The organism is Ruegeria sp. AP12 (assembly GCF_056540025.1).
In genome coordinates this window covers 54,355-79,930 of record NZ_JBQFVZ010000004.1, presented here as the reverse complement: position 1 = coordinate 79,930, position 25,576 = coordinate 54,355, and the positions used below count along the sequence as shown (strand labels likewise).

Genomic DNA, 25,576 nt, shown 5'->3' with positions numbered 1-25,576 from the left:
AATGGCACGGCGCGCACGGGGATCCAGACAACGACAGGACACGCAGACAGCGTCTCCGTTTGTCCAACGGCAAGCACCGTATTACGACCTGCTGGACGAAGAGCAGATTGCCCGGCTGGAACAGCAAGTCGACTGGATCATTCAGGATGTCGGCATCGCCTTTCGCGACGACCCCGAGGCGCTTGAATTGTGGAAAAGGGAAGGGGCCCGGATCGAAGGCGATACCGTGCGCGCCCCGGCGGACTGGATCCGCAGCCTGTGCGCCAAGGCCCCGCGCGAGTTTACGCAACTGGCCCGCAATCCCGAACGCTCGGTTCGGATTGGCGGGCGCAATCAGGTCTTCGCGCCGATCTACGGCGCGCCGTTTGTGCGCGATTTGCACGGCGGTCGGCGTTATGGCGACATCAAGGCGTTTCAGGACCTTGTGCGTCTGACCTATATGCACCCGAACCTGCATCACGGCGGCTTTGTCACCTGCGAGCCCTGCGACGTGCCAGTCAGCAAGCGCCATCTGGACATGCTGCTGGCCCATATGACGCTGAGTGATAAACCCCATCTGGGCGCAATCACCGAGATGAGCCGCGCGCAAGACAGTGTCGATATGGCCGAGATTGTGTTCGGTGCCGATGTGATGGCCGAAAACTGCGTCATCATGGGGAATGTGAACACCAATTCTCCGCTGTTGGTCGACAAGGTGGTGACCGAGTCCGCGCGGGTTTACAGCAGCCGGGGGCAGGGCATGATCGTCGTGCCGTTCATCCTGTCGGGGGCGATGGGTCCGGTCTCGACCGCCGCCTCGGTCGCGCAGGCCATGGCAGAGGCGATGATGGTCTGTGCATATGTTCAGCTTATCCGACCCGGCGCGCCCTTTGTTCTGGGCAACTTCCTGTCGTCGATGTCACTGAAATCCGGGGCGCCGACCTTTGGCATGCCCGAGCCGGTGATCTCGAACTATGCCATCGGCCAACTGGCCCGCCGCGCGGGTCTGCCGCTGCGCTGTGGTGGCTCGCTGACGGCATCCAAGATCGAGGACGCGCAGGCCGCCTATGAAAGCGCGGATTCGATGCATTCGACCATGCTGGCCGGGGCGAATTTTGTCCTGCACTCAGCCGGTTGGCTGGAAGGCGGCCTGTGCACCGGGTTTGAAAAGCTGATCATGGATGCGGACCGGTTGGGGTCTTATCAAAAGGTTCTTAGCCAAGGGCTGGATACCTCGGATGAGGCACTGGCCCGCGACGCCTATGCCGAGGTCGGCCCCGGCGGTCATTTCCTGGGCTGCGGTCACACCATGCGCCACTATCAGAACGCCTTTTATGAACCCGCGCTGAGCCACAGCGAGAATGTCGAAAGCTGGGAGGATGAAGGCGCGAAAGACATGCGGACGCGCGCTTATGACCGTTGGACCCAGATGCTGAAGGGTTACGAAGCACCGCCTGTCGAAGAGGCCACGCGCGAAGCCTTGGAGGCGTTTGTAGCCAAACGCAAAGAAGCCCTTCCCGATGCCTGGTACTGATAGCCCCCTTGCCGCGAACAGGATGATGTAAGGAACACCCCCATGCCCGAGATTCAAAAAGACGAAACCGCCACCGGTAAACCGCTGCCGTCCCACGCCAAGGTTGTTGTAATTGGCGGTGGCGTTGTTGGCTGTTCGATCCTGTTTCACCTGGCCAAGTTTGGCTGGAAAGACGTTGTGCTTCTGGAACGTGACGAACTGACCTCGGGCTCAAGCTGGCATGCGGCGGGGCAGATTCACACGATCAGTTCTGACCCGAATATCAGTCGCCTGCAAAGCTATACCATTGATCTTTATAAAGAGATTGAAGAAACATCGGGCCATTCGGTCGGCCTGCATATCACTGGCGGGTTCTACGCGGCCTCGACCAAGGAATGGTATGATTATCTGAAACGCGAACGCTCGAAAGCGCGGTATATGGGGCTGCATCAGGAATTCATCTCTCCGTCAGAACTGGCCGAACGGCATCCGCTGATTGATCCGAAACACTATTATGCGGCGCTATGGGATGATCAGGATGGTGATCTTGATCCGTCTGGGGCCACTTATGCTTTTGCCAAATCCGCCCGCGTTCATGGGGCGCAATATTTCACCCATTGCGGGGTGACGGCAATGTCTCAGCGACCCGACGGGTCTTGGGATCTGACCACGCCCAAAGGGCGGATCAACGCCGAGCATGTGGTCAATTGCGGCGGCCTTTGGGCGCGTGAGGTGGGGCATATGTCCGGCATCCATCTGCCGGTGCAGCCGATGGAGCATCACTATCTGATCACTGAAAAAATCCCTCAGATCGCCGAGCGGATGGAAAGCATGGGTGAGGCCGGTCGCCTGCCTGCCGGGATCGATTATGAGGCCAACATCTATTTCCGGCAGGAACGGCAGGGGATGCTGCTGGGTACTTACGAGCCGAAATCGACCCCGTGGAAAGTGGATGGCACACCGTGGGATTTTGGTCACGAACTGCTGCAACCCGACCTCGACCGTATTGCTGACCGGCTTGAGATGTCATTCGAACGTATCCCCACTATCGGTCAGGCCGGGATCAAGGACATGATCAACGGTCCGTTCACTTTTGGCCCCGATGGCAACCCGATGATCGGACCAGTGCCGGGGATGAAGAACTATTGGGTCGCGGTTGGCGTCATGGCGGGCTTTTGTCAGGGCGGGGGTGTGGGCCTGACCATGGCCGAGTGGATGATCGACGGCGAACCCTCGATCGACGTCTGGGCCATGGATGTTGCGCGATTTGGCGAATTTGCGACGCCCGACTGGGGCACGGTCAAATCGTCCGAGAATTATGAGCGGCGGTTTGTGATGACCTTCCCCAACGAAACCTTGCCCAAGGGCCGGATGCAGAAGACCACGGCGCTTTATGACCGGTTGGTCGCCAATGGCGCGCGGATGGGGCAGGGGTTCGGTCTGGAAAACGCGCTTTGGTTCGCAGATGGCCCCGACGACGCACACGAAGACCCGACATTCGAGCGCAATCGCAGCCACGACTATGTCGCGCGCGAGGTCAAGGCGGTGCAAGAGGCCGTGGGCGGGATTGAGATTGCCAACTTTGCCAAGCATGAATTCAAGGGTGAAGGCGCGCGTGCATATCTGGATCACGTACTGGCCGGATATGTGCCCAAACCGGGTCGCCTGACACTGACGCCGATGCTGACACCCAAGGGCAAACTGTACGGAGATCTGACTGTCGCCTGTCTGGCCGAAGACCACTTTGTCCTGTTCGGCTCGGGTGCGATGCAAGAGGCGCACCGCCGCTGGTTCGAAAAGGACCTGCCCGAGGGTGTGACCTATGCCAATGTCTCGGACGACTGGCATGGCATCGCGCTGTCTGGTCCAAAATCCCGCGACTTGCTGGCGCGGCTGACGCGTGCGGATGTCTCGGCCGACGCGTTCAAATTCCGTGACCTGCGTCAGACCTTTGTGGCCGGGGTTCCGGTAATTCTGAACCGCATCTCGTTCAGCGGCGAGTTGGGCTATGAAATCTACTGCAAACCGCAATATCTGCTGCGTCTGGCTGAGGCCATAGAAGAGGCCGGGGCCGATCTGGGTTATCGCTGGTACGGCGCGCGGGCGCTGATGTCGATGCGGTTGGAAAAGGGCTGGGGCGTCTGGACCCTGGAATTCCGTCCCGATTTCAATGCGGTCGAAAGCGGAATGGACGCGTTTATCAACTGGAAGAAAGATTTCGTCGGTAAAGATGCGACTGAGGCGTCGCGTGCACAGGGCGTGAAGCAGAAACTGGTGACAATGACGATCGACGTGGACGGGATTGACGTTTCAAATGACGAGGCGATCCTGAAAGACGGTGCCGCTGTTGGATATGTCTCATCCGGCGGCTTTGCCCACCGGGTCGGGCGATCCATGGCGATGGGATATGTCGCGACCGAGCATGCCGCTCCCGGCACGGCGCTTCAGGTGGAAATTCTGGGTGAATTCTATGATGCCGAAGTTCTGGGCGGACCCATCTATGATGCAAACGGGGCCAACATGCGGGCGTAAAAACCGATGTGCATAAAAACCCTATAAGCAAGGTTATGTTAAGTGTGTACTCGACCTTCTTCAAGGTCGAAAACCCACCTTCAGCCTAACCGGTTGCTTCATCCCTCAGACAGTTTCCGACACCCGGATCCGGTTGCGGAACAGATGGTCGTAATGCGGCTTCATGCGGCGGTGAACGCGGCGGACGCGATCCGGGGTGTTGGAAAGATCGACATATTTGCGTTCCTGCCGCACAAGGCCGGTCGATTTGGCGAGGTTTGCGTGGAAGGATCCTCCGTCCCACCAGCTATGCGCTGAAGGATCGCCTCCCGCCTCCCAGCTCAGCGCCTCTTCGATGAATGGGATCCCGACGGCTTCGCAGAAGGCCTGGGTCATTTCGTACGGGTTCTCCAGCACATCATCGCTGTCGATCACCGGCGGCGGCGTTCCGTTCAAGGCAGTCAGAAGATCGTAAAGCGCGCGTTGCTCGGGAAAGCCGACCTCTAACTCGTCGAAATCGGGCCATTTGTTATACATCGACGTGATCGTTTTGGCCGGGTCACGGATCAGGAAAGCATGGGTGAAATGAGACAGGAACTCAGCATCCCACATGTGGTTGATATAATGCGGGAAATCCTTGATGAAGACAGGGCCTTTCTCGGCGCGGGCCCTGACGTCCGTCCACACGCTTTCAAGGGTCAGGCCGGGCGTTGTTTTCTCACCTTCCTTGAACCGGGGCCACATGGGATCCTCGCCCTGATACCAGGCTTCGCCGAAAGGTTCATGCAGACAGTCCAGATCGCCGCGCTGACGCATCATCCATTCAAACGCGGTCGAGGTTGAGCGTGGGATGGCCCAAAGGGCGACGATTTTGTGCATGTTCAGCCTTTCAGTGATGAGAGCAATCGGCCCTGCTGCGTTTCCGGGGCAATGCCGAGTGTCTTGAAAATCCGCCAGTACAGCGCCGTGTCATGGCCGATGATCGGTTTGCCCAAACGGCTTTCCAGCGCGACCTCATAATGCACCGGGCGTTGTGCGATCCCGTCAGATGGGCGGCGATAGTTGCTCATCCCGTTGATCAGGTAGGCGTCCACATTCGGGGCCTGCTCTGCTGTGTAGTCGAAGGACTTCCACAACAGGTCTTCGTCAAAGCACCAGATGCAGTCGTCAACCGCGTCCTGACTTTCAAACCAACCCTGATCGAAGAAATTGCCTGCCCAGACCACATCAAACCCGGCTTCGCGCAGGAAGCCAACCGTGCCGGTATACCAGCTGTCGGGGTGGTAGCAGGCATTCAGCGCGACCTTTTCGACGTTCAACTCGCGCAGCGCCTCGACCATGGCATAACCCGCCATGTGAAAGGGGGTCTGGTATGTGTCGCTGAGTTGCTCGCAATGTTGCCGGATGCCCTCGACACCCAGACCGCTGGCATGGACCCAGTTCGAGCCGACCTGACCGCAGACATCCGCACCGTTATTGGCCATGCATTCAACGAATTCTTCCAAAAGGCCAAAGTTCTTTTGCCGCTGATCCAGACGGTGCGCGTAATCCGGCACGTGCAGCATCCGGCCATGCACGCCCACGCTGCGCGGGGCCATGCGCAGAAAGTCCGAAGGTGCTGCGTCAAAGTCATGTGGCGGGGCGGTAAACCCCACCTGATGCGGGAACAGCTTGACCTTGGGGTTCTGCCATTTTGGGGGTTTTACATAGCTTTCCATGCGCCAGCCTTGTGCCGTTCCGAACCTGTGGTGGGTTTTCGGACCTTGCTGCCGCGCAGCCCGAAATGCCATTGCTTTGACGTGCAGCATTCAATATCAAAACTGATATGAGTCAGCGCAAATATAACCTGCCGTCGATCAACGCGATGATTGCGTTTGAGGCGGTGGCACGATTACAGGGTTTTGCGCGGGCCGCAGAAGAGCTGAGGACATCGCAGCCCGCGATCAGCCGACATATCCGAAATCTGGAAATCCGGTTCGGAACCACCTTGTTCGAGCGGCAAGGCGCGCGCGTTTCACTGACCAGAAAGGGCAGGGATTTTTATCATTCTGTCGCGCAGACGCTGGATAAAATGCAATCCGCTGTGAACATCCTGGCGCGTCCGCAAAGCGAGGTGACAGTTGTGTGTTCCCATTCGGTATCGCATCTTCTGTTGATGCCGCGCTATGGCGCGTTGCGCAGGGCGTTGGGAAGCGGGTCCGAGCTGCGATTGCTGACAGCGGAATACAACCTATTGACCGCCGCCATTGATACCGGGGCCGATATCGTCTTTGAATACGCTTCGGCCACTCCGGACGCGCCGCATGTGGTTTTGTGCGAGGAAGAGATCAAGCCAGTCGGCACGCCCGCCATCGTTGAACAGGCTGTTGCCGCCCTTGCGGGCAAGGCCAAGCCCCCTCCTCTGCTCAGGTTGCAGAAAGAGAATTTCGGATGGATGGACTGGCCCGACTGGGTGAATGTGCATCCCGCCTATGCCGGGTGGCCGATTGCCGAAGAGTTTGACAGCTATGTCTACCTGCTGGAAGCCGCTGCCGCAGGGCAAGGTTTGGGCCTTGGCTGGCGCAGCTTTGTGGATTCGTACCTGACCCGGGGCGCCTTGATCGAGATGCCGGTCGACTGGCATTCAAACAAAACCAAGTTCTTCGCGCGCCTGACTCGGTTCGGCCAACAGAACCCGGTTGCGCATAAGTGCCTGTCCTTGCTGGAGCATCTGGATCAGCGCTGACAGGGTTTGGGCAACGGATCAGAATGTCGCCTTGGCGTCCATCGCTTTGACACCGTCCTGACGCCGCGCCCAAAGCTGGATATCTTTGCCGGTTCTGTTGCCCTCGATATTAAACGGGACCATGCCCGCAATCGGCGACAGCCCACGAAACGCGAAGGTTTTTGGCGATTTGCCTATTGTCCGGCAGGCCAGATCGACAAGAAGCGTGGCGGTCAGTGGGCCGTGGAAAACCAACCCGTCGTACCCTTCGACCGACCTAGCATAATCAACGTCATAGTGAATGCGGTGGCCATTGAACGTCAGCGCCGAGTAGCGAAACAGCATGACCTGAGACGGCGCCACATGCTCAGAGATTTGCGCATCCGTGGGTGCCACGGGTGGGATCGGCTGTGGCGCATCGGGATGTGGGTCTTCGCGATAGACGATGTCATGTTCTTCGGTCAGGGCGAGGGTGCCATCCTCAAGCATCAGCTCGTGCAGGACGGTTACAAAGCAAAGCGGGCCGCTGCGACCGGTCTTTTCCACGACGCTTTTGATGGTCGAGCGTTTTTCGACCCACACCCCCATAGGCAACGGGTTGTGAAAGACAAATCGCCCTCCGGCCCACATGCGTCGGGGCAGCGACACGGGGGGTAGAAAACCACCTTTCTTTGGGTGGCCATCGCGCCCCAGGCCATCCATCGGCTGCGCCTCAAGGAAATAAAGCCAGTGCCACAGCGGCGGCAGCGGGTCGCCGACCTGAAGGCTGGGGGTCCGCCCCAGAGTCGCCTGCATGAAGCGCGCAGGCTCGGGCCGCAGAACGTCCCTGTGGGTCTCGGTTCGTCCGATCCAACTGTCGAGGGGCTTGGACATGGTGAGTTCGCCTGCAATTGCCAGGGCACTTGTGCCGCTGGCGCAGCGTAGGATCGACCGGTGCCAGGGGCAAGGCGGCAGCCCGGTGAACTGGGGCTGCCACCGAGGTCAGTCGATGATCGTGACCGGCTGGCCAAGCGCGTCCGCATCAGGTGTGACGCCAAGCCCCGGCCCTTCGGGCGGGGCGATACGGCCGTTTTCACGCACCGGGCCATCCGGTGCCAGACGCGGGCCGACATAGTGGCTCAGGTCGCAGGTGTTCATGATGCCGCGCGCCGGTGTCGATGCCGCCAGATGCAGCAGCGCCGCCGTGGTGATGTCACTGCCCCATGTATCCTCGACGCACATCCGGGTGCCCAGGGTCAGGCACAGATCGCGGATTTGCCGCATCGCCGACAGGCCACCCATCTTGGACAGTTTCAACGCTGCGGCCTGCATACAACCGGCCTGATGCGCCTCGATCACCGAGGCGATGTCATGGGCGTTCTCGTCGATCTTCATCGGCAGACCGGTGGTGCGCTGGACATGGGCGCATTCCTGCAAGGTGGTGCAGGGTTGTTCCAGCATCACGTCCAGATGCGCAGCGGCGCGTCCCACACGGATCGCCGACAGCGCATCGCTGCCGCAGTTCCAATCGCCATAGACCAGGGGCCCTGCCCCAACGGCCTTGCGCACCTTGGCCAGACGTTCGACATCCATCTGCCAGTCATTGTCGGCGCCCAGCTTGACCTGAAACTGGCGCATGCCCTTGTCATAGGCATCCCGCGCCATGCGGGCCATTTCGTCCGGCGCGACGCAGGTGATCGAGTGATAAAGGGGCATGTCCTTGACCTGCCGCCCACCCAACAGGCGATGCAGCGGCAAGCCCGCCGCCTGCGCCGTCAAATCCCAAAGGGCTGTATCAAGGGCGGATTTGGCATAACCGTGGCCCTGAAGATACGAGTTCAGTTTTTCCATCAGTGTTTCAGGGCCAACCGGGTCGGCCCCGATCAGAACCGGGGCCAGTTCCATTACCGCAGGCACCACGCCCTTGGCGTAGGCAGGCAGGTAGTGGGGAATGGGGCAGACCTCACCCCATCCTTGCAGCCCGGTATCGGTGTCGATCCGCACCACCACCGAGGTGGTGGTGTCGCAGGTTTTTCCGTCTGCCATGTAGTAGGTCTCATGGCTGGTCAGGGGGACTTCCCACAGCGCGATGCGCGTGATCTTCACGTCAGGCTTCCTCTACTTGTTCAAGCTGTGGGGCGTCGGTGCGCGGCAGCAGGCTGGCTGGGTCATAGGCCGGCTCACCCAGAATACGCCCTTTGCGCGGCTTGCCCGCTATGATGACTTCGATCTCGGTGCCGGGCACATGCGCGTGCGGTTTGATATAGGCAAAGGCCAGAATTTTCCCGACCGTGTGACCATAAGCGACCGAGGCTGTTGCGCCGACGATTTCGCCATTTACAACAACGGCTTCGCCGCCATGGCCGTCTTCAACCCCGTCCGGTTCGATCTCGAGATAGGCGCAGATCCAGGGCATCTCGCCCGTCTCGGCCTGTTGTGCACTGACACGGGTGGCCTCAACGCCCAAATAGTCTTTGTCCAGCTTTATGAAGCGGCCCACATTGGCCTCGGGCAGCGTGACCTCGTTGGTCAATTCGCCCGCACCGGGGAAAGCTTTCTCCATCCGCATCGCGTTCATCGCGAAGGACCCGTAGTTGACGATTCCAAAGGGCGCACCTGCGGCCCAGAGCGCGGAATAGACGTCAACGCAGGCCGCGTCCGGCATGTGCAGTTCCCAACCCAGTTCGCCCGCATAGGACATCCGGAACGCCCAGACCTTGTGGCCTGCAACGGTGATTTCCTGCGCCGACAGCCAGCGGAACCCTGCATTCGACAGATCCGCATCGGTGCATTGCGCCAGAACGTCCCGCGATTTTGGGCCGTTCAGCGACAGGGCCGACCATCCGGCGGACAGCGCCGTGATGGTTACATCCTCATCGGCGCGGTTGTGGTTTAGGTGGTCCAGCAGACGCTGTTCGAAGAAGGCGGCGCAGACCAGATAGAACCGATCATCCGCCATGCGCACCAGCGTGGTCTCCAACTCGACCCGGCCCCGGCGGTTCAGCATATGGGTCAGCGTGATCGAGCCGGTTTTCTGCGGCATCTTGTTGGCGGTCAGACGGTCCAACAATGCGTAAGCGTCCGGGCCCGAAACCTCGACCTTGGTAAAGGCGGTGACATCCATGATGCCGACGCCTTGGCGCACGGCTTTGACCTCGGCGCCTACCACATCATGCACCACATTGCGGCGGAAGCTGTAGTGGTCGCGCTGCTCGACGCCGTCCGGCGCAAACCAGCGGGGGCGCTCGAACCCGTAAACCTCTTCATACACCGCGCCTTTGTCTTTGAGGATCTCATAGAGCGGTGACGGCTTGATCGGGCGACCTTCCAGTCGGTTGAAATGCGGGAAGGGAATCTCGTGGCGCAGTTTGTAATCCTCATGCGCTTTGATGACCTGCCAGTCCTTTTTGGCATAGCTGCCAAAGCGGCGGGGGTCGTAATCGCGCATCGAGATATCGGCGGCACCCCGCACCATCCACTTGGCCAGTTCGCGTGTCAGGCCGGGGCCCCAGCCGATTCCGATCTGGGTGCCGCAGCAACACCAGTAGTTCTTGACGCCCGGCGCAGGCCCAACCATCGGGTTGCCATCCGGCGGGTGGCTGATGGCGCCATGGACCTCACGGGTGATGCCCAGTTCCGCAAAGATCGGCATGCGTTCCAGAGAATTCTCCAGCCATGGCATGACACGGTCATAATCGGCCTCGAACAGCCAGTTCTCGTATTCCCACGGGCACTCGTCATGCCAGACCGAGTTCGAGTTCTCTTTCTCGTAGATCCCGATAAGGCCCTTTTTCTGCTCCATCCGGATATAGCCCGAGACCATCTTGTCATCCCGGATCACGGGCAGTTCAGTGTCCAGATCCTGAAACTCGGGCACATTTTCAGTGACGAAATAATGGTGCGTCATCGAGGTCATGGGCAGTTGCAAGCCCGACCATTCGCCCATCTGGCGCGCATAGGTGCCACCGGCATTGACCACATGCTCGCAGGTTATCGTGCCCTTTTCGGTTTCAACCACCCATTCGCCCGCATCATTCTGCGTGATGTTGGTGGCGCGGCAATGGCGAAAGATCTTCACACCCTTCTGACGCGCGCCGGTGGCCATCGCCATGGTCACGTTTGACGGGTCCACATGGCCGTCACCCGGGGTGTAAAGCGCGCCCAGAACGCCATCCAGATTATAGAACGGGTGCTTTTCTGCGATGAAGTCCGGCCCGACCAGTTCAATATTGAAGCCCAGCGAACGGCCGACGGACAGGGTGTGGCGCAACCAGTCCATCTCATCCTCGGTATAGGCCAGCCGGAACGATCCGCAGCCGTGCCAGGTAACCGCCTGCCCTGTCTCTTCCTCAAGCGTCTTGGAATAAAGGCCGATGTTGTAATCGACCATCCGCCCCAGCCCGTAAGAGCTGGTGGAATGGGTGATCTGCCCGGCTGCGTGCCATGTCGACCCGCTGGTCAGTTCGGCCTTTTCCAGCAGGACGGTGTCGTCCCCCCAGCCTTCATGCCCCAGATGATAGGCCAGGCCGCAACCCATGACGCCGCCGCCAACAATGACGACCTTTGCACGCTGCGGCAGTTCTTTTTTGGACATCGCAAAATTCCTGTTCGAGAGTCGCAGATTTCTGTGGATTTGATATTCAAACAAATGTACCACGGTCAATGATAAATGACACAAATGATCGAGAAACGGATCGGAATGGAACAAATGCGTGAATCGGCCCGCGACGAGAACGGTTTGTCGCTGGTATCGGATTCGCTGTCGCCCAAGGCACGCAAGGCCGTTGTGTTTTGTGCTGACACTGGGATTGTTCGGACCTTTTGCGATCACCCCCAGCACCCTGGCTTCTAGGATGAGGAACCCAAATGAATAAGCCGCTCACCCATTCGCTGGACGCCAGCTACTATACGGATTCCGCCGTCTTCGAGAATGAGATGAACGGCCTTCTGGCGCGGACCTGGCAATTTGCGGGGCATTCGGCGGATATCCCGAATGTCGGCGACTATTTTGCGTTTCAGATCGCCGGGCAGAACCTGTTTGCCATTCGCGGGCGGGATGAGGTGATCCGCACCTTCTATAACGTGTGCCAGCATCGCGCCCATGAGATGGTGACCGGCACCGGGAACACGCGCGTTGTTGTGTGCCCCTACCACCAATGGACCTATGAGCTGACCGGCGGCCTGCGCGCCGGGCCGAATATCAAGAAAGTGCCCGGATTTGATCGCGAAAAGATTTGCCTGACCGAGGTTCGGACCGAGATCTTTCTGGGCTTCATCTTCGTCAATCTCGACAGGGACGCCGCGCCTATGGACGAATGGTATCCCGGCGTGCGGGAAGAGATCGCCGAATTTGTCCCACAGATCAATGACCTTGCGCCGTTGGAATGGGTGGAAATCCCCGAAAGCTGCAACTGGAAGGTTTCGGTCGAGAATTACTCGGAATGCTATCACTGCCCGACCAACCACCCGACCTTCGCGGAAGGCGTGGTTAAACCTGAAACCTATGACATTCAGCCGGATTCAGATGGCGGCTATGTTCTGCGCCACACGACCGAGTGTCAGGCCCTTGAAAAGATGACTTACCCCATCGACATGACGGTGCCGCATGCGGGTGATTACCAATCGTGGTTTCTGTGGCCGATGTTCTCGTTCCAGTGCTATCCGGGCAATGTGCTGAACACCTATCACTGGCGTGCTGAAACCGTCGATAGCTGCACGGTCTGGCGTGGCTGGTATACCGAAGGCGGCCATGAAAGCGATGTGATCCGCGGGCTTGCCGTGCAGGACCGGGAAACTACTGTGGCCGAGGATATTCGTCTGGTCGAATCCGTCTATCGTGGTTTGAAATCAAAAGGCTACGTGCCTGGCCCACTGGTGCTGGACCCCGAGGGCGGCGTGATGAGCGAGCATTCGATTGCCAAGTTGCAGCAATGGATGCGCGACGCGGTCGACTGAAACTCGGAATAGCGAAAGACAAGTTGTTCTAGGAATGCCAAGCGCGTTCCCTGAATACTCGGAGGCGCGAGATATGCATGACGTGAAACCCTATTGGCAGAACTATATCGACGGGCAATGGGTCGATGGCGGCGCGGGCCGCATTGATGTTGTCGATCCGGCCACGGGTGAGAAACTGGCCGAACACGCTTTGGCCGATGCCGCCGACGTGGACCGCGCCGTTCAGGCCGCGCGCCGGGTGCATCTGTCAGGCGCGCTCAGCGCGCTGCGCCCGGTCGAACGTGGGCGGATGGTTCAGGCCATTGGTCGCTATCTGCTGGATCATATCGATGAGATCGCGCCCGTTCTGACGCTGGAACAGGGCAAACCCCTTTGGGAAGCGCGGATCGAGGTCGAGGGCGCAGCGCGGTATTTTGAATATTACGGCAATCAGGCCGAAACGGTCGAGGGGCGCTCGATCCCGCTGGGGGCGAACTACTTCGACTTCACCACCTACGAACCTTACGGCGTTTCGGCGCAGATTATCCCGTGGAATTACCCTGTCGAGATGACGGCGCGGTCTTTGTCCGCCGCGCTGGCCACGGGCAACACCTGCGTGATCAAGACACCTGAACTGACCCCGCTGACCAACGCCTGGTTCGCCCACGCGGCCGAAGCGGTTGGCCTGCCCGCAGGCGCGGTGAATATCCTGTGCGGCTTGGGGCACGAGGCCGGGGCAGCCCTGTCCGCTCACCCGCATGTCAACCAGATCGTCTTCACCGGATCGGTTCCCACAGGCGTCGCTATCGCCACCGCAGCGGCGCAAAACGTTGTACCATGTGTGTTGGAGCTGGGCGGAAAATCGGCGGCTATCGTTCATAGCGACGCCGATATCGACGCCTTCACCAATGATGTCCGCTGGGGCATCTTCTTCAATGCCGGACAGGTGTGTTCCGCCATGAGCCGCGTGATCGTGCATGAGGATGTGCATGACACGCTTGTCGGAAAACTGGTGGACATGGCCGAGGGGCTGTCGGTCGGTGCAGGGATCGAGCGCGCCGAATTCGGTGCCAACATGGGTGCTATGGTCAGCCAGGCCCAACGGGACCGCGCCTTTGGCATGGTATCGCAAGCCGTGTCGGACGGGGCCAAGGCGGCAACCGGCGGGCGCAAGCTGAACCGGCCCGGCGCGTTTCTGGAACCGACCATCCTGTGCGATGTTTCACCCGATATGACCATCGCCAATGAAGAGGTCTTTGCCCCGGTTCTGTCGGTCCTGAAATTCAAATCCGACGCCGAGGCGATCGAGATTGCCAACGGTACCCCTTATGGTCTGGTCGGGGGCGTCTTTACCCGCGATATTGACCGCGCCACGCAGGCGGCCCGACAAATCCGCGCCGGTCAGGTCTTTGTGAATGAATGGTTTGCAGGCGGCGTCGAAACCCCGTTTGGTGGCTATGGAAAATCCGGATATGGGCGCGAAAAGGGCCGCGAGGCGCTGTGGAACTACGTGCAAACGAAGAATGTCGCGATCCGGTTGAGGGCATAAGGTATGCGACACCCGCACTCCGTGGAAGATGTGGTCAATGCCGGTCTGTGCATCGGGTGCGGGTTGTGCGAGGCTTTGGCCCCCACGCGTTGGAAAATGGCCTATACGGCCGAAGGTCGGCTGCGCCCTGCGGAAATCGGGCCCGGCTCGGATGCTGAAACTCTGCGCGCCTGTCCCGGCGCGGTTGCGCGCCCGAATGCCGAACTTTCGGCGCATACGGATCAGATCTGGGGCGGCTATCACAGCATGCAGAAAGCCTGGGCCGCAGACCCGGACATTCGCTATCGCGCGGCAACTGGCGGAGTTTTGACGGCGCTTGGTGTTCACCTGCTGCGATCCGGGCAGGCCAAGTTCATCCTGCATTGCGCCGCCTTGCCGGATGACCCGATGCGCACCGGTTGGTGCATCAGCGAAACGCCAGAGCAGGTCATGGCGCGGGCGGGGTCGCGATATGGGCCCAGTGACACTCTGGCCGGTCTAAGTGCGGCGCTGGACCGGGACGCGCCCTTTGCCATCATAGCCAAACCCTGCGACGCAGGGGCCGTGCGGGCGCGGGCAGAGGAAGATGAGCGGTTGCGCCAAAATCTGGTCGCCCTGCTGGTGATGGTGTGTGGTGGGGCGTCGGACCTTGGCAAATCGCAGGCGGTTCTGGATGAATATGACCTGTCGGAACGGGACGTGACCCTGTTTCGCTATCGTGGGTACGGAAACCCCGGTGCCACGCGGATCGAAACCGGCGACGGGCAGGTGTTTGAAAAGACCTATCTGGATATGTGGGCGGACGAATCCGGCTGGCGCATCCAAAGTCGCTGCAAGCTCTGCCCGGATGCCTTGGGCGAGGCTGCCGATATTGCAGCCGCTGATATCTGGCCCGGTGGCGCACCGGTGGGTGAGGATGAGGGGTTCAACGGTGTGATCACCCGCACATCCGCCGGAGAGGATCTGTATCGCGCGGCCTGCGCCGCAGGCGATCTGCAGTCTGGCCAGACCATCACCCCGCGCATGTTCGACGATTTCCAACCCCATCAGGTCCGCAAGAAACACGCTTTGGCAGCCCGGTTGAAAGGCATGACAGACGCTGGCGCCCCAGTCTACGCCCATCACGGTTTGCGATTGGATGCTCTGGACGCCAAGGACCCCGACGAAGAGGCCGGAACCGCCAGACGCGTGCGCGAGGGCCGCTTTTATGAAAGCCTTCCGAAGATTGATACAGGAGACACGTAATGGACAATGATCTGTTCGAAAAAGGGCTGGAACAGCGCAAGGCGACGCTGGGGGCCGAGTATGTTGAAAAAAACCTGGCCGCAGCCGATGATTTCACGCGTCCCTTTCAAGAGGCGATGACCGCCTGGTGCTGGGGCTTTGGCTGGGGCGATGACACGATTGACGCCAAGACACGGTCGATGATGAACCTGTCCATGATCGGCGCGCTTGGGAAGATGCATGAATGGGAAATTCACTGCAAAGGCGCGCTGAACAATGGGGTCTCCAAAGAAGAGATTCAGGCGATCATTCACGTGATCGGCATCTATTGCGGCGTGCCGCAGTCACTGGAATGCTTCCGCGTCGCGCGCAAGGTTCTAGAGGAGCGTGGTCTGCTCTGACGCCTGTCCACAAGGCAAACATGCCATCTGAGTGACCATCCGTGGCCGGGAAAACGGCCACGGATTTCGGGGGTTTTGCCCCTAAATGCGGCGTGATGCGCTTTCGGATGCGGCGGAAGGCACCAGTGCCCGCACCAGATCCTTCATGTCCAAAACGCCCACATCCTGCCCGTTGGATTGTACCTTGTAGGTCTTGTAGGTGTCGCCGCCGGACAGGCCGATCAGGTGCTCAAGGTTGTCGTCCACATCGACCACCCCGGCGAAATCGGTCTCGCCATTCATCGGGTGCATGACGGACCGGACGCGCAGAACGCGGGCACGGTTAATGTCGCTGACGAAATCCTCGATATACGGATCGTTCGGGTTCAGCAGGATATGCTGCGGTTCACCCTGTTGGACCACGTAGCCGTCTTTCAGGATCACCAGGTGATCGGCCAGTTTCAGCGCTTCGTCCAGATCATGAGTGATGAACACGATGGTCTTGTGCAGGTCCTTTTGCAGCTCCAGCAACAGGTCCTGCATGTCGGTCCGGATCAGCGGATCGAGCGCCGAGAACGCCTCGTCCATCAACATGATCGGGCTGTCCGAGGCCAGGGCGCGGGCGATCCCCACCCGCTGCTGCATACCGCCCGACAATTGGTGCGGATAGCGCTTTTCGAACCCGGCCAGACCGACGCGGGCCAGCCACTTTCGGGCCTCTGCCAGACGTTCGTCATGGCTTTCGCCGCGCACTTCGCGGGCCATGGCGGCATTTTCCTCGACCGTGCGATGCGGCAACAGCGCGAATTTCTGGAACACCATCGACATCACGTTGCGCCGCAGATCGCGCAGGCGCTGTTCGCCATAGCTCAGCACATCTTCGCCGCGCACATCGATACTGCCTGCCGTGGGTTCGATCAGGCGGTTCAGGTGCCGGATCAGGGTCGATTTCCCCGACCCGGACAGGCCCATGATCACGGTGATCTCACCTTCCTGCATGTCGACATTGATGTCACGCAGGCCCAGCACGTGCTGGTGTTTCTCAAGCAGTTCGGCCTTGTCCATGCCTTGCAGAACCTGAGGCATCACCGATTTCGGGTTTGCACCGAAGATTTTGTACAGTCCTTTGATGGAGACAATCGGGGTCTTGGTCATATCATGCCTCCTTAATGATGCGTGGATTCGTCGACGCGCGACAGGGCGGCCTTGGACACACGGTCCAGCAGGATTGCCAGCAGAACGATGCAGAAGCCCGATACCAGACCAACCCCAAGTTCGAGGTTGCGAATGCCGCGCAGGACCAGAACACCCAGACCGGGGGCCGAGACCAGCGAGGCGATAACAACCATTGCCAGGCTCATCATGATCGTCTGGTTCAGACCGGCCATAATGTTGGGCAGGGCCAGCGGGATTTCGACCTTGAACAGCTTCTGGCGCGCGGTCATGCCAAATGCATCTGCCGCCTCGATCACGTCCTTGTTGACCAGACGGATACCCAGATCGGTCAGGCGGATGATCGGCACAATTGCATAAAGGATGATGGCAATACCGTAGAGTTTGGATTCCGTGACGCTGAACAGAAAGATCAGCGGGATCAGATAGACAAAGCTGGGCAGGGTTTGCAGCATATCCAGGATCGGGATGACCGATTTCTGCGTCTTGTCCGATTTCGACATAAGGATTCCGATCGGAACGCCAAATAGGACGCACAGGAAGGTGCAGACAAAGATGATCGACAAGGTCTGGACGGCGAATGTGTAATGGTCGATGAAGGCCATGAACAGGAAGGTCACGGCAACCAGTATGGTGACCGACGCCTTGCGCACCGCCAGATGCGTGCCGATCAGGATCAGCGGGATCAGGATGAACCACGGGATTGCCAGAAACAGCCACAGCGACCCGTCCAGCATCCAGCTGAGCGGTTGCGTGAGCGGATCGAGAATGAATTTCAGACCATCCTTGATTGCCAGAAAACCATTCTCGACCCCCGATGTCATGTCCCGTGTCTGGGCGATGGCCGGGCAGGCATCGTGCAGCGCATCCAAAGACGGGAACGGCGTTTCATACCAGGGGGTCTTGGCTTCGCTACCTTTGACCTGCGCCATGAGATCTGTGAGTGAAAGCTGTTCGCCGCCGGTCTTTCCGGCATTGCACCATTCCGTAAGGCCAAGCGTGCTGAATAGCCAATCGTAAGTTGCCATTGTACCCCTCTGCGTTCCGGGTCAGGCCAGCGAAGACGCGGCCCGGTGTTGGACTAGTTTTATTGTTGTATTTGTGCGCAAACCTTAGCCCGAGCAGCAACGTTTCACCAGCGATGCGAGGCGTCTTTGCAAATCAATCTCAGATGTGCTGCATCTGCGTCAGTTCAGGTGTCTGGGCACGGTTTCGTCCCAATGGTCTTCGTGCACCAGCTTGTCACCTTCGAAGGCGCGCAGGCTTGCCTTGATCTGCCAGTCCGTCAGGCGGGCAGTCATACTGACCCCGGTTTCAGTGCGAATGGACCAGTCGCCGCGCGACATTTCATAGACCCACGTCGTTTGGCCCACAGCGCCTTCGGGGTCATGGTCCGATGCGCTGAAGGATTCCCGGCCCTGCACGCTCAGTTCAAGGTTGTTTTCGACGATCCGGTACCGGCCTGTTGCGTGTTGTGAAACCACGGTTGTGACGCCATTGACCACATCATGGGTCATCCAACGCCCGCCTTCGGCCGCTTCCAGCATTTCGGTTTCCAGCGCCGGGGCCTGCGCGGCCGGCGGATACTCATGCAGCGTTTCGTCGATTGGGTTTGGCTGTCTGTCCGGCAGCGTCAGGCGGCAGTTTTCAAGCTTCAGCTCCAGTGTCGCGGCTTCCGGCGCGGGCCAGATCAGTGGGAAATACTGTGTCGAAAGCGCGATCCTGATGCGGCTGCCTGCCCCGAACCGATGCGCGATGGCGCGCAAAGGGATTTCGATCTCATAGTCCTGCCCCGGTACCAGAGGTTCAGGGCTTTCGTGACCATTGCGATGGGTCAGGTTCAAAACGGCATAGGTCACACGAGAGGATGTTCCATCGGGCAACACCTCATTCAGACGCGCTGCGATCTGGGCCACGGGTTTGTCCGAAGTGAAAGCCAGACGAAGAACCGGTTGGCCGACGATTTCAAATGGTTCGGTCAGGCGATTGCTGTCGAAACAGACCGACACGGCGTCGTCGCGCCGTTGATCGCCGGGTAAATCGCCGTCGCTGGCAAAGGCGCACCAGAAACCGGCATTGCCGCCAACCATGACCGGCGAATTGACAGGCACCCTGCCCGCGCTGCGCGGGATCGGTGAAAGTCCAAAATTTTCATCGAAATACCAATGGTTTGCACCGATTGAAGGCGATGGCCAGGTTTCCTCGGCCACCCAATGGCCTTCACGACGTTCCATTGCCGCTGCCGGATCCGCGCTATGCTGCATATATAGCCGCAGCATCGGTTCCTCCATGATGCCGGTGTCGCGGCCTTTCAGCCAATGATCCCACCAGCGCAGAACCTCTTGCAGGAACCCGATTTGCGGCCCCGGATCGCCAGCGTTTGGCATCACATGTGCCCATGGTCCGATCAGCCCTTTGCGCGGCCCTTGCAGATGTTCCATCATCCGAAAGACCGCCGGATAATACCCGTCGGCCCAGCCCGAGACTGCAAAGACCGGAATGCGGATGCGCGAGAAATCCTCGCATACCGAGCCATGTTTCCAATAGTCATCGCGGGTTTGATGCTGCATCCATGTCTTCAGCCAAAGGCCCGAGCCGCGCAGCCGGTCCAGCCACATGTCGCGCCAGCGATCACCGACATTTGCCGGGTCCGGCGGCATGGTGTTCTTGCCGAACATCGTCGAGGACCAGGTCAGTTGCTCACCCAGCACGCAGCCGCCGGAATAGTGGATGTCGTCGGCATAGCGGTCATCGGTCGAACACAGCGTCATCACCGCCTTCAGCGCCGGGGGTTGCAACGCAGCGATTTGCAGCCCGTTGAACCCGGACCAGGACTTGCCGGTGATGCCGACCTTGCCGTCGCACCAGGTCTGCGCAGCGATCCATGCAATCACCTCGCACCCGTCCTGAAGTTCCTGCGGTGTGTATTCATCGGTCAACACGCCCTCGGAATCCCCGCTGCCGCGCAGGTCAACCCGCACCACGGCGTATCCGTGACCCGCGAGGTACGGGTACAGTGTCACGTCCCTTTCGGCCATGATGTCGTTCTTGCGATAAGGTTGAAATTCAAAGATCGCAGGGACCGGTTGCGCCTCGGCGTTTTCGGGCATCCAGATCCGTGCACCCAATCTGCATCCATCGGACATAGCGATTTCAGTGTGATAAATTTCGCGGACGGGATTGGGGAAATCAGAAACGATGTTCATGCGGGCACCCGCCTTCCTGCTGCGGGTTGAGACTCCAGTGGCTTCCAGCCCACGGACAGGTTTCGGTGCACCATCGTGATTCCTCCTGTCGGTCAGCATTTTTGGCTTGGGCACTTATGTCAATTTTGAATTCCTCCGCCCTCGTGCAGGACCCGCCAAAGGGAAACCAACCGGGTCGGCGGTTTGATCAGCGAACAGCGATATGACTGATTATGTTAATTCGGCGACTGTCTGAGAAAAATGACAGAACGGCAATTGATGCAATCTAGCGGTTCAATTGCCAGAAGCGCTCGATAATAATGGCGCATGATAAAAACGAATCTTGCTACAGGGAGAAAGCAATGAAACTCAAGACACTACTGGCTGCATCGGCTCTTGCGACCGGGTTCAGCGCAACCACGGCTCTGGCCGATTGCGGTGAGGTTTCGATCACTGAAATGGACTGGGCCTCGTCCGCGGTTGTAACTGCGGTGGCCAAATTCCTGCTTGAGAACGGATATGGCTGCACGGTTGCTGCTGTTCCGTCCTCGACCACGCCCGCGATGGCGTCGATTGCGGAAACCGGCGAGCCTGACATCCTGACCGAATTGTGGACCAACTCGTCACCGGTTTATGAAGAGCTGCGCGCCGACGGCAAACTTGTCGAACTGGCGAATGTTCTGGCTGATGGCGGGGTCGAGGCATGGTGGATTCCGGCCTATCTGGCCGAAGAGCACCCCGAACTGACTACGGTCGAAGGCATTCTGGCCAATCCTGAACTGGTCGGTGGCCGGTTCCATGACTGCCCGTCGGGTTGGGCCTGTGATGTGGTGAACAACAACAACCTCAAAGCGCTCAACATGACCGAGAACGGGATTGAGCGGTTCCAGCACGGGTCCGGTGAAACGCTGGCCACCGCAATCGCGGCGGCCTATGCGGCGAAAGAGCCCTGGTTTGGCTACTACTGGGCGCCCACTTCGGTTCTTGGCAAGTATCCGATGGTTCAGGTCGAAACCGCACCCTTCGATCAGGATGCGCATACTTGCAACGGTGACCCGGAATGCGCAAACCCGGTGCTGTCCGCCTATCCGACCGCCAAGGTTGTGACCGCCGTGGCCCCGTCCCTGCTGGAGCGTGAGCCGGACGTGGTTGAGTTCCTCAAGAAGATGTCTTTCTCGAACGATCAGATGGGCACGGTTTTGGCCTGGCAGGATGACAATGGCGCATCTTATGACGAGGCCGCCGTTTACTTCCTGACCAACTATCAGGACACATGGTCGGAATGGCTGAATGACGATGCGCGCGGCAACCTGTCGGCGCTGCTTCAGTAAGCCAGTTTGTCAGATCCCTCCGGCTGCTTGAGTGTCCGGAGGGATGTGAGAGTAAAGAAAGCGCCGCGTGTTGAGCGGCGCTTTTTCTTAGCTTGTATCGCGCAATCCCGTTGTGGCTTTTTGCATCGCAAGGATCAATGCGTCCCGCTTGGCGGACAACTCCGCCGGGCTTTGGCCCTTCGCGGCCTCGCCGACGCCCGCGATCAGGTGTTGGGCGACGGATTCGTCCAGATGGATCTGGCCCAGATCGTCCCACCAGCCATTGAACGTGTCCGAGAAATGATCGCAAAACGCGCGCAGACCGCCCTCTCCCGCGCCGAGGTTGAACAGCATGGTTGGCCCCATCGCCGCCCATCGCAGCCCCGGCCCGGCCCAAACGGCCTTGTCCACATCCTCGACCGAGGCGACCCCATCCATCACAAGGCTGATCGCTTCGCGCCAGATCGCCGCCTGCAGGCGATTGGCCACATGGCCCGGTCGTTCCTTGTTCACCCGGATTGTGACCTTGCCGACAGCTTCGTAGAACCGCTCGGCCCCGTCCACGGCGCTGGCATCGGTTCGGTCATTTCCCATCACCTCGACCAGCGGGATCAGATGCGGGGGGTTGAACGGGTGACCCAGCACAAAGCGGGCGGGATTGGCCCAGCCGCCCTGCATCTGGCCCAGCGTCAGGCCCGAGGCTGAACTGGCCACGATGGCGTTCGGGTTCAGCACCGGTTCGATCTCGGCAAAGGTTGCGTGCTTGATGTTGATACGCTCGGGCACGTTCTCCTGCACGAAGTCCGCGCCCTCAACTGCGGCGGCGGCGCTTGGGTGAAATCGGATCGCATCCGGGTTGCCGTATTTGGTCAGGCCCAGTTCGGTCAGTGTGGGCCAGGCCATCTCGATGTACTCGCGCACGGAGGTCTCGACCGTCGGGGCCGGATCAAACAGCGCTACCGAACACCCCGAGGCCAGAAACAGCGCGGCCCAGCTGGCACCGATGACGCCGCCGCCCAGACAGGCAGTGTGTTGAAATTCCATCAGAACAATCCCGGATTGAGGGGTGAGGCAGCCGTCATGCCGCCATCCACCGTGAAACATTCACCGCTGACATAGGCGGCTTTCTCAGAGGCCAGCCATGACACCATATTGGCGACATCCTGCGGTTGGCCGAACCGGCCCACCGGATGACGGGCCAGCGCGTCGGCCATGGCTTTGTCGGGGTCTTGCGCCAACGCGAACCCATCCTCGGCCATCTCGGTCATGATCCAGCCGGGCCGGATCGCATTGCAGCGCACCTTGGGCCCGTGATCCACCGCGATCGAGCGTGTCAGCCCGTGAACCCATGCCTTGGACGCGTTGTAAAGCGCCATCGACGGGTCCGCGATCATGCCCGAGATCGAGCCGATATTGATGATATTGCCGCCATGCTCGCTCATATCCGGCAGCGCCGCGCGACACATGTTGAACACGCCCTTGCAATTGACGCTCATCACCAGATCCCAGTCGGCATCGTCACTGTCGGCTATGGTCTTTTCGACCTGCACACCTGCGTTGTTGACCAACAGGGCAACCGGGCCAAAGGCCGCTTTGGCGTCGTCGAACAGCCGCGAGGCATCGGCGGTTTTGGAGACGTCCGCAGTGACCCACATGACCGCTTCGGGCAGGCCCTCGGGCCGTGCGCCGCGTCCGCAGGTTACGACGTTGAACCCGTCCGAGACCAGTTGATCGACGATGGCGCGCCCGATGCCCCGGCTTCCGCCTGTCACAAGTGCGGTTTGCTTATCCATGGGCGATCATCACATGTCTGACTGCGGTATAGGCGTCCAGCGCAAAGACACTCATATCGCAGCCTGTGCCCGAGGATTTCATAGCGGCCCAAGGCATCTCGGGCGTCGCCACGCCGTGGGTGTTTACCCAAGTGAACCCATAGCGCAGCTTGGCGCTCATCCGCATCGCGCGGCCCGTATTGTTGGTCCAGACCGACGAGGCCAGCCCAAACGGGCCGGTATTGGCGACCCTCAGGGCCTCTTCTTCGGTACTGAACCGCGAGATGGTCACGACGGGGCCGAAGATTTCGGTGCAGAACACCTCGGCATCATGCGGGACGTTGGCCAGAACGCTCGGTTCATAGAAAAAGCCCGGGCCGTCGATCATGTTGCCGCCCGTTACAACTTCGCACGTGTCGCGGGCGCGGTCCACGAAACCGGCCACGGTGTTGCGTTGTGTGGCCGAGATGATCGGGCCCATCTCGGTCCCTTCGGCCTTTTGCGCGCCGACCTTGATCTGCCCGACCTGATCGACCACGGCAGCGACCACCTTGTCATAGACCTCATCCGCGACCAGCAACCGGCAGGGCTGTGCGCAATCCTGCCCGGCGTTGAAGAACGAACCATAGCGCACCGTCTCGGCCACCGCGTCGATATCGGCATCCTCGAACACGATGACTGGGGCTTTGCCGCCCAGTTCCAGATGCACATGGCGGATCTTGCGCGACGCGGCTTTCATCGCCTCATACCCGGTTGCGGTTGAGCCGGTGATCGAGATCGCCTCGGTCCGTGGATCATTGATCATCCGGTCGCCGATTTCGCGCCCTGACCCGTGCAGTACGTTCACCACGCCTTTGGGCGCAACATCGGCGATCAACTGCGCCGCGCGCAGGGTCGAAAGCGGTGTCAATTGCGAGGGTTTCAGGGTCACAGGACACCCCGCCGCCAAAGGCGCGGCCAGTTTCCACGAGGCCATCATCAGCGGATAGTTCCATGGTGCGATTGCTGCGACCGGACCTACCGGGTCCTTGCGGATCATGCTGGTATGGCCTGCCACATATTCGCCCGCCGTCACCCCGGCCATGGTGCGCGCGGCACCGGCGAAGAACTTGAACGTGTCCAAGGTCAACGGCATTTCATCGTCTAAGGCCGAGGGCCATGGTTTGCCCGCGTCAAGACTTTCCAACTCGGCCAGTTCTTCGGCGTGATCCTGTAGCACAGTCGCGATATTGGTCAGCAATTCCGAACGTTCCGCCGGGCTGGTCTGACCGTAAGTGTCGAACGCCTCATGCGCGGCTGCGGCGGCTGCATCGGCCTGCTCGGGCGTGGCGGCGTTGATGGCACAAATCTCTTCGCCGGTTGCCGGGTTCAGAACCGGGATCGCAGCGCCCTGCCCTTCGACCAGTTCGCCGTTGATCAGCATTTTTGTCTGCATTGTAACCTCTCCTCAGAACGCCACCTGATCGCCGCCCTTCAGGCCCAGTCGCGAACGCGCCTCAGCCGGGGTTGCGACCGAAAGGCCGAGATTTTCTATGATGCTGCGGATTTTGTTGACCTGCTGCGCGCTGGACACTGCCTTTTCGCCGGGGCCGATATAAAGGCTGTCCTCCATCCCGACGCGCACATTGCCGCCCAGCAAAGCGCTTTGCGTGGTGAAGGGTATTTGGTGCCGTCCGGCGGCCAGAACCGACCATTCATAATCATCCCCGAACAGCTTGTTGGCGATGGTGTGCATATGCATCAGGTTGTCCAGATCAGCACCGACGCCGCCCAGAATGCCAAACACCATCTGCACAAAAATCGGCCCGTCGATCCAGCCCTGATCCCGGATCCAGGCCAGGTTGTAGAGGTGGCCCAGATCGTAGCATTCGAACTCGAACCGGGTGCCGTGGCCCCGCCCCAGCTCTTTCAGGCAGTATTCGATATCTGCGAAGGTGTTGCGGAAGATGAAATCGCGGGTCATGTCCAGAAACTCGGGCTCCCACGCGTGTTTCCAGTTCGAGTATTTGTCTTTCATCGGGAAGATGCCGAAATTCATCGAACCGATATTCATGCTGGCCATCTCGGGCGAGGCGCGGGTGGCGGCACGCAGACGTTCCTCGCGCGTCATGCCCAGGCCGCCACCGGTCGAGACGTTCATCACCGCGTCGGTGGCCTGTTTGATGCGGGGCAGAAACTCCATGAACAGATCGGGGTTCGGGTCGGGCTTGCCGGTGTCGGGGTCACGCGCATGCAGGTGGATGATCGAGGCTCCGGCCTCAGCCGCTTCGATACTGGCCGTTGCAATCTGGGTCGGGGTGATCGGCAGGTGTTCCGACATGGTGGGCGTGTGGATGCCACCGGTCGGGGCGCAGGTGATGATGACGGATTTCTGCTTTGCCATG

At 59.9% G+C, this 25,576-nt stretch carries 20 protein-coding genes; 8 read left to right on the top strand and 12 right to left on the bottom strand.

All coding sequences use genetic code 11. The features are described from left to right. Position 1 precedes the first annotated feature (1 nt). Together ACR0E6_RS13060 and ACR0E6_RS13055 are read left to right on the top strand one after the other, a co-directional pair. Positions 2-1,513, top strand: a complete 1,512-nt coding sequence (locus ACR0E6_RS13060) for a trimethylamine methyltransferase family protein (protein ID WP_480584090.1) — start codon at positions 2-4, stop codon at positions 1,511-1,513. Between the two features lie 42 nt (positions 1,514-1,555). Continuing rightward, the gene (locus ACR0E6_RS13055) at positions 1,556-4,024 is read left to right on the top strand and encodes a GcvT family protein (protein WP_480584087.1); all 2,469 of its coding nucleotides are present in this window, start codon (positions 1,556-1,558) and stop codon (positions 4,022-4,024) included. 105 nt (positions 4,025-4,129) lie between these two features. On the opposite strand, the gene ACR0E6_RS13050 is transcribed toward ACR0E6_RS13055, so the two are convergent. Both ACR0E6_RS13050 and ACR0E6_RS13045 read right to left on the bottom strand, forming a co-directional pair. Beyond that, entirely contained in the window at positions 4,130-4,882 is a 753-nt protein-coding gene (locus tag ACR0E6_RS13050; RefSeq protein ID WP_480584084.1) for a sulfotransferase-like domain-containing protein, read from the bottom strand. A gap of 2 nt (positions 4,883-4,884) precedes the next feature. Next, the gene (locus tag ACR0E6_RS13045; protein WP_480584081.1) at positions 4,885-5,811 is read right to left on the bottom strand and encodes a hypothetical protein; all 927 of its coding nucleotides are present in this window, start codon (positions 5,809-5,811) and stop codon (positions 4,885-4,887) included. A gap of 17 nt (positions 5,812-5,828) precedes the next feature. Between ACR0E6_RS13045 and ACR0E6_RS13040 the strand changes: the two genes are divergently transcribed. Beyond that, entirely contained in the window at positions 5,829-6,728 is a 900-nt protein-coding gene (locus ACR0E6_RS13040; protein ID WP_480584078.1) for a LysR family transcriptional regulator, read from the top strand. Between the two features lie 18 nt (positions 6,729-6,746). Here the strand turns inward: ACR0E6_RS13040 and ACR0E6_RS13035 are convergent, their stop codons facing one another. The 3 genes from ACR0E6_RS13035 to ACR0E6_RS13025 form a co-directional block, all read right to left on the bottom strand. After that, on the bottom strand, positions 6,747-7,580 hold the full coding sequence (locus ACR0E6_RS13035) for an HTD2 family dehydratase (RefSeq protein ID WP_480584075.1): 834 nt from the start codon (positions 7,578-7,580) through the stop codon (positions 6,747-6,749). Positions 7,581-7,688: 108 nt separating this feature from the next. After that, positions 7,689-8,792 (bottom strand): mandelate racemase/muconate lactonizing enzyme family protein, encoded by a 1,104-nt coding sequence (locus ACR0E6_RS13030; protein WP_170630525.1) that lies wholly within the window; start codon positions 8,790-8,792, stop codon positions 7,689-7,691. A 1-nt stretch (position 8,793) separates the two neighbouring features. Then, positions 8,794-11,280: an FAD-dependent oxidoreductase gene (locus ACR0E6_RS13025; protein WP_480584072.1), complete on the bottom strand. Its 2,487-nt coding sequence runs from the start codon at positions 11,278-11,280 to the stop codon at positions 8,794-8,796. Between the two features lie 272 nt (positions 11,281-11,552). On the opposite strand from ACR0E6_RS13025, the gene ACR0E6_RS13020 reads away from it, so the two are divergent. The 4 genes from ACR0E6_RS13020 (at position 11,553) to ACR0E6_RS13005 (ending at position 15,773) form a co-directional block, all read left to right on the top strand. After that, on the top strand, positions 11,553-12,641 hold the full coding sequence (locus ACR0E6_RS13020) for an aromatic ring-hydroxylating oxygenase subunit alpha (protein WP_170622604.1): 1,089 nt from the start codon (positions 11,553-11,555) through the stop codon (positions 12,639-12,641). Positions 12,642-12,714: 73 nt separating this feature from the next. Further along, positions 12,715-14,169, top strand: coding sequence for an aldehyde dehydrogenase family protein (locus ACR0E6_RS13015; protein ID WP_480584068.1), 1,455 nt, complete (start codon positions 12,715-12,717; stop codon positions 14,167-14,169). A gap of 3 nt (positions 14,170-14,172) precedes the next feature. Next, positions 14,173-15,393 carry a Coenzyme F420 hydrogenase/dehydrogenase, beta subunit C-terminal domain gene (locus tag ACR0E6_RS13010; RefSeq protein WP_480584065.1) on the top strand — a complete coding sequence of 407 codons (1,221 nt, stop codon included), beginning with the start codon at positions 14,173-14,175 and terminating at the stop codon, positions 15,391-15,393. After that, positions 15,393-15,773, top strand: coding sequence for a carboxymuconolactone decarboxylase family protein (locus ACR0E6_RS13005; RefSeq protein WP_170622607.1), 381 nt, complete (start codon positions 15,393-15,395; stop codon positions 15,771-15,773). The genes ACR0E6_RS13010 and ACR0E6_RS13005 overlap by 1 nt, the downstream gene beginning before the upstream one ends. Positions 15,774-15,854: 81 nt before the next feature. Here the strand turns inward: ACR0E6_RS13005 and ACR0E6_RS13000 are convergent, their stop codons facing one another. From ACR0E6_RS13000 to ACR0E6_RS12990, 3 genes are all read right to left on the bottom strand, one after another. Next, positions 15,855-16,907: a betaine/proline/choline family ABC transporter ATP-binding protein gene (locus ACR0E6_RS13000; RefSeq protein ID WP_170622608.1), complete on the bottom strand. Its 1,053-nt coding sequence runs from the start codon at positions 16,905-16,907 to the stop codon at positions 15,855-15,857. Between the two features lie 11 nt (positions 16,908-16,918). After that, the gene (locus ACR0E6_RS12995) at positions 16,919-17,953 is read right to left on the bottom strand and encodes an ABC transporter permease subunit (RefSeq protein WP_170630519.1); all 1,035 of its coding nucleotides are present in this window, start codon (positions 17,951-17,953) and stop codon (positions 16,919-16,921) included. A 159-nt stretch (positions 17,954-18,112) separates the two neighbouring features. Then, entirely contained in the window at positions 18,113-20,131 is a 2,019-nt protein-coding gene (locus tag ACR0E6_RS12990) for a CocE/NonD family hydrolase (protein WP_480584061.1), read from the bottom strand. A 341-nt stretch (positions 20,132-20,472) separates the two neighbouring features. On the opposite strand from ACR0E6_RS12990, the gene ACR0E6_RS12985 reads away from it, so the two are divergent. Continuing rightward, positions 20,473-21,441 (top strand): ABC transporter substrate-binding protein, encoded by a 969-nt coding sequence (locus ACR0E6_RS12985; RefSeq protein WP_170622611.1) that lies wholly within the window; start codon positions 20,473-20,475, stop codon positions 21,439-21,441. An 87-nt stretch (positions 21,442-21,528) separates the two neighbouring features. Here the strand turns inward: ACR0E6_RS12985 and ACR0E6_RS12980 are convergent, their stop codons facing one another. Genes ACR0E6_RS12980 through kce form a run of 4 tightly spaced genes read right to left on the bottom strand, consistent with a single transcriptional unit; the run spans position 21,529 to position 25,575 of the window. Further along, a complete protein-coding gene (locus ACR0E6_RS12980) occupies positions 21,529-22,464 on the bottom strand; it encodes a 3-hydroxyacyl-CoA dehydrogenase NAD-binding domain-containing protein (protein ID WP_480584058.1) in 936 nt (311 codons plus the stop codon). Next, positions 22,464-23,213, bottom strand: coding sequence for an SDR family NAD(P)-dependent oxidoreductase (locus ACR0E6_RS12975; RefSeq protein ID WP_480584055.1), 750 nt, complete (start codon positions 23,211-23,213; stop codon positions 22,464-22,466). The genes ACR0E6_RS12980 and ACR0E6_RS12975 overlap by 1 nt, the downstream gene beginning before the upstream one ends. After that, positions 23,206-24,627, bottom strand: a complete 1,422-nt coding sequence (locus ACR0E6_RS12970; RefSeq protein ID WP_480584052.1) for an aminobutyraldehyde dehydrogenase — start codon at positions 24,625-24,627, stop codon at positions 23,206-23,208. Before ACR0E6_RS12970 ends, ACR0E6_RS12975 begins: the two co-directional genes overlap by 8 nt. A 12-nt stretch (positions 24,628-24,639) precedes the next feature. Beyond that, positions 24,640-25,575, bottom strand: coding sequence for a 3,5-dioxohexanoate:acetyl-CoA acetone transferase (gene kce, locus ACR0E6_RS12965; RefSeq protein ID WP_480584049.1), 936 nt, complete (start codon positions 25,573-25,575; stop codon positions 24,640-24,642). Position 25,576 lies beyond the last annotated feature (1 nt).

Coding starts and splice junctions, on each gene's coding strand:
- ACR0E6_RS13060 (WP_480584090.1), top strand. CDS start 2: ATGGCACGGCGCGCACGGGGATCCAGACAACGACAGGACACGCAGACA.
- ACR0E6_RS13055 (WP_480584087.1), top strand. CDS start 1,556: ATGCCCGAGATTCAAAAAGACGAAACCGCCACCGGTAAACCGCTGCCG.
- ACR0E6_RS13050 (WP_480584084.1), bottom strand. CDS start 4,882: ATGCACAAAATCGTCGCCCTTTGGGCCATCCCACGCTCAACCTCGACC.
- ACR0E6_RS13045 (WP_480584081.1), bottom strand. CDS start 5,811: ATGCTGCACGTCAAAGCAATGGCATTTCGGGCTGCGCGGCAGCAAGGT.
- ACR0E6_RS13040 (WP_480584078.1), top strand. CDS start 5,829: ATGAGTCAGCGCAAATATAACCTGCCGTCGATCAACGCGATGATTGCG.
- ACR0E6_RS13035 (WP_480584075.1), bottom strand. CDS start 7,580: ATGTCCAAGCCCCTCGACAGTTGGATCGGACGAACCGAGACCCACAGG.
- ACR0E6_RS13025 (WP_480584072.1), bottom strand. CDS start 11,280: ATGTCCAAAAAAGAACTGCCGCAGCGTGCAAAGGTCGTCATTGTTGGC.
- ACR0E6_RS13020 (WP_170622604.1), top strand. CDS start 11,553: ATGAATAAGCCGCTCACCCATTCGCTGGACGCCAGCTACTATACGGAT.
- ACR0E6_RS13015 (WP_480584068.1), top strand. CDS start 12,715: ATGCATGACGTGAAACCCTATTGGCAGAACTATATCGACGGGCAATGG.
- ACR0E6_RS13010 (WP_480584065.1), top strand. CDS start 14,173: ATGCGACACCCGCACTCCGTGGAAGATGTGGTCAATGCCGGTCTGTGC.
- ACR0E6_RS13005 (WP_170622607.1), top strand. CDS start 15,393: ATGGACAATGATCTGTTCGAAAAAGGGCTGGAACAGCGCAAGGCGACG.
- ACR0E6_RS13000 (WP_170622608.1), bottom strand. CDS start 16,907: ATGACCAAGACCCCGATTGTCTCCATCAAAGGACTGTACAAAATCTTC.
- ACR0E6_RS12995 (WP_170630519.1), bottom strand. CDS start 17,953: ATGGCAACTTACGATTGGCTATTCAGCACGCTTGGCCTTACGGAATGG.
- ACR0E6_RS12990 (WP_480584061.1), bottom strand. CDS start 20,131: ATGAACATCGTTTCTGATTTCCCCAATCCCGTCCGCGAAATTTATCAC.
- ACR0E6_RS12985 (WP_170622611.1), top strand. CDS start 20,473: ATGAAACTCAAGACACTACTGGCTGCATCGGCTCTTGCGACCGGGTTC.
- ACR0E6_RS12980 (WP_480584058.1), bottom strand. CDS start 22,464: ATGGAATTTCAACACACTGCCTGTCTGGGCGGCGGCGTCATCGGTGCC.
- ACR0E6_RS12975 (WP_480584055.1), bottom strand. CDS start 23,213: ATGGATAAGCAAACCGCACTTGTGACAGGCGGAAGCCGGGGCATCGGG.
- ACR0E6_RS12970 (WP_480584052.1), bottom strand. CDS start 24,627: ATGCAGACAAAAATGCTGATCAACGGCGAACTGGTCGAAGGGCAGGGC.
- kce (WP_480584049.1), bottom strand. CDS start 25,575: ATGGCAAAGCAGAAATCCGTCATCATCACCTGCGCCCCGACCGGTGGC.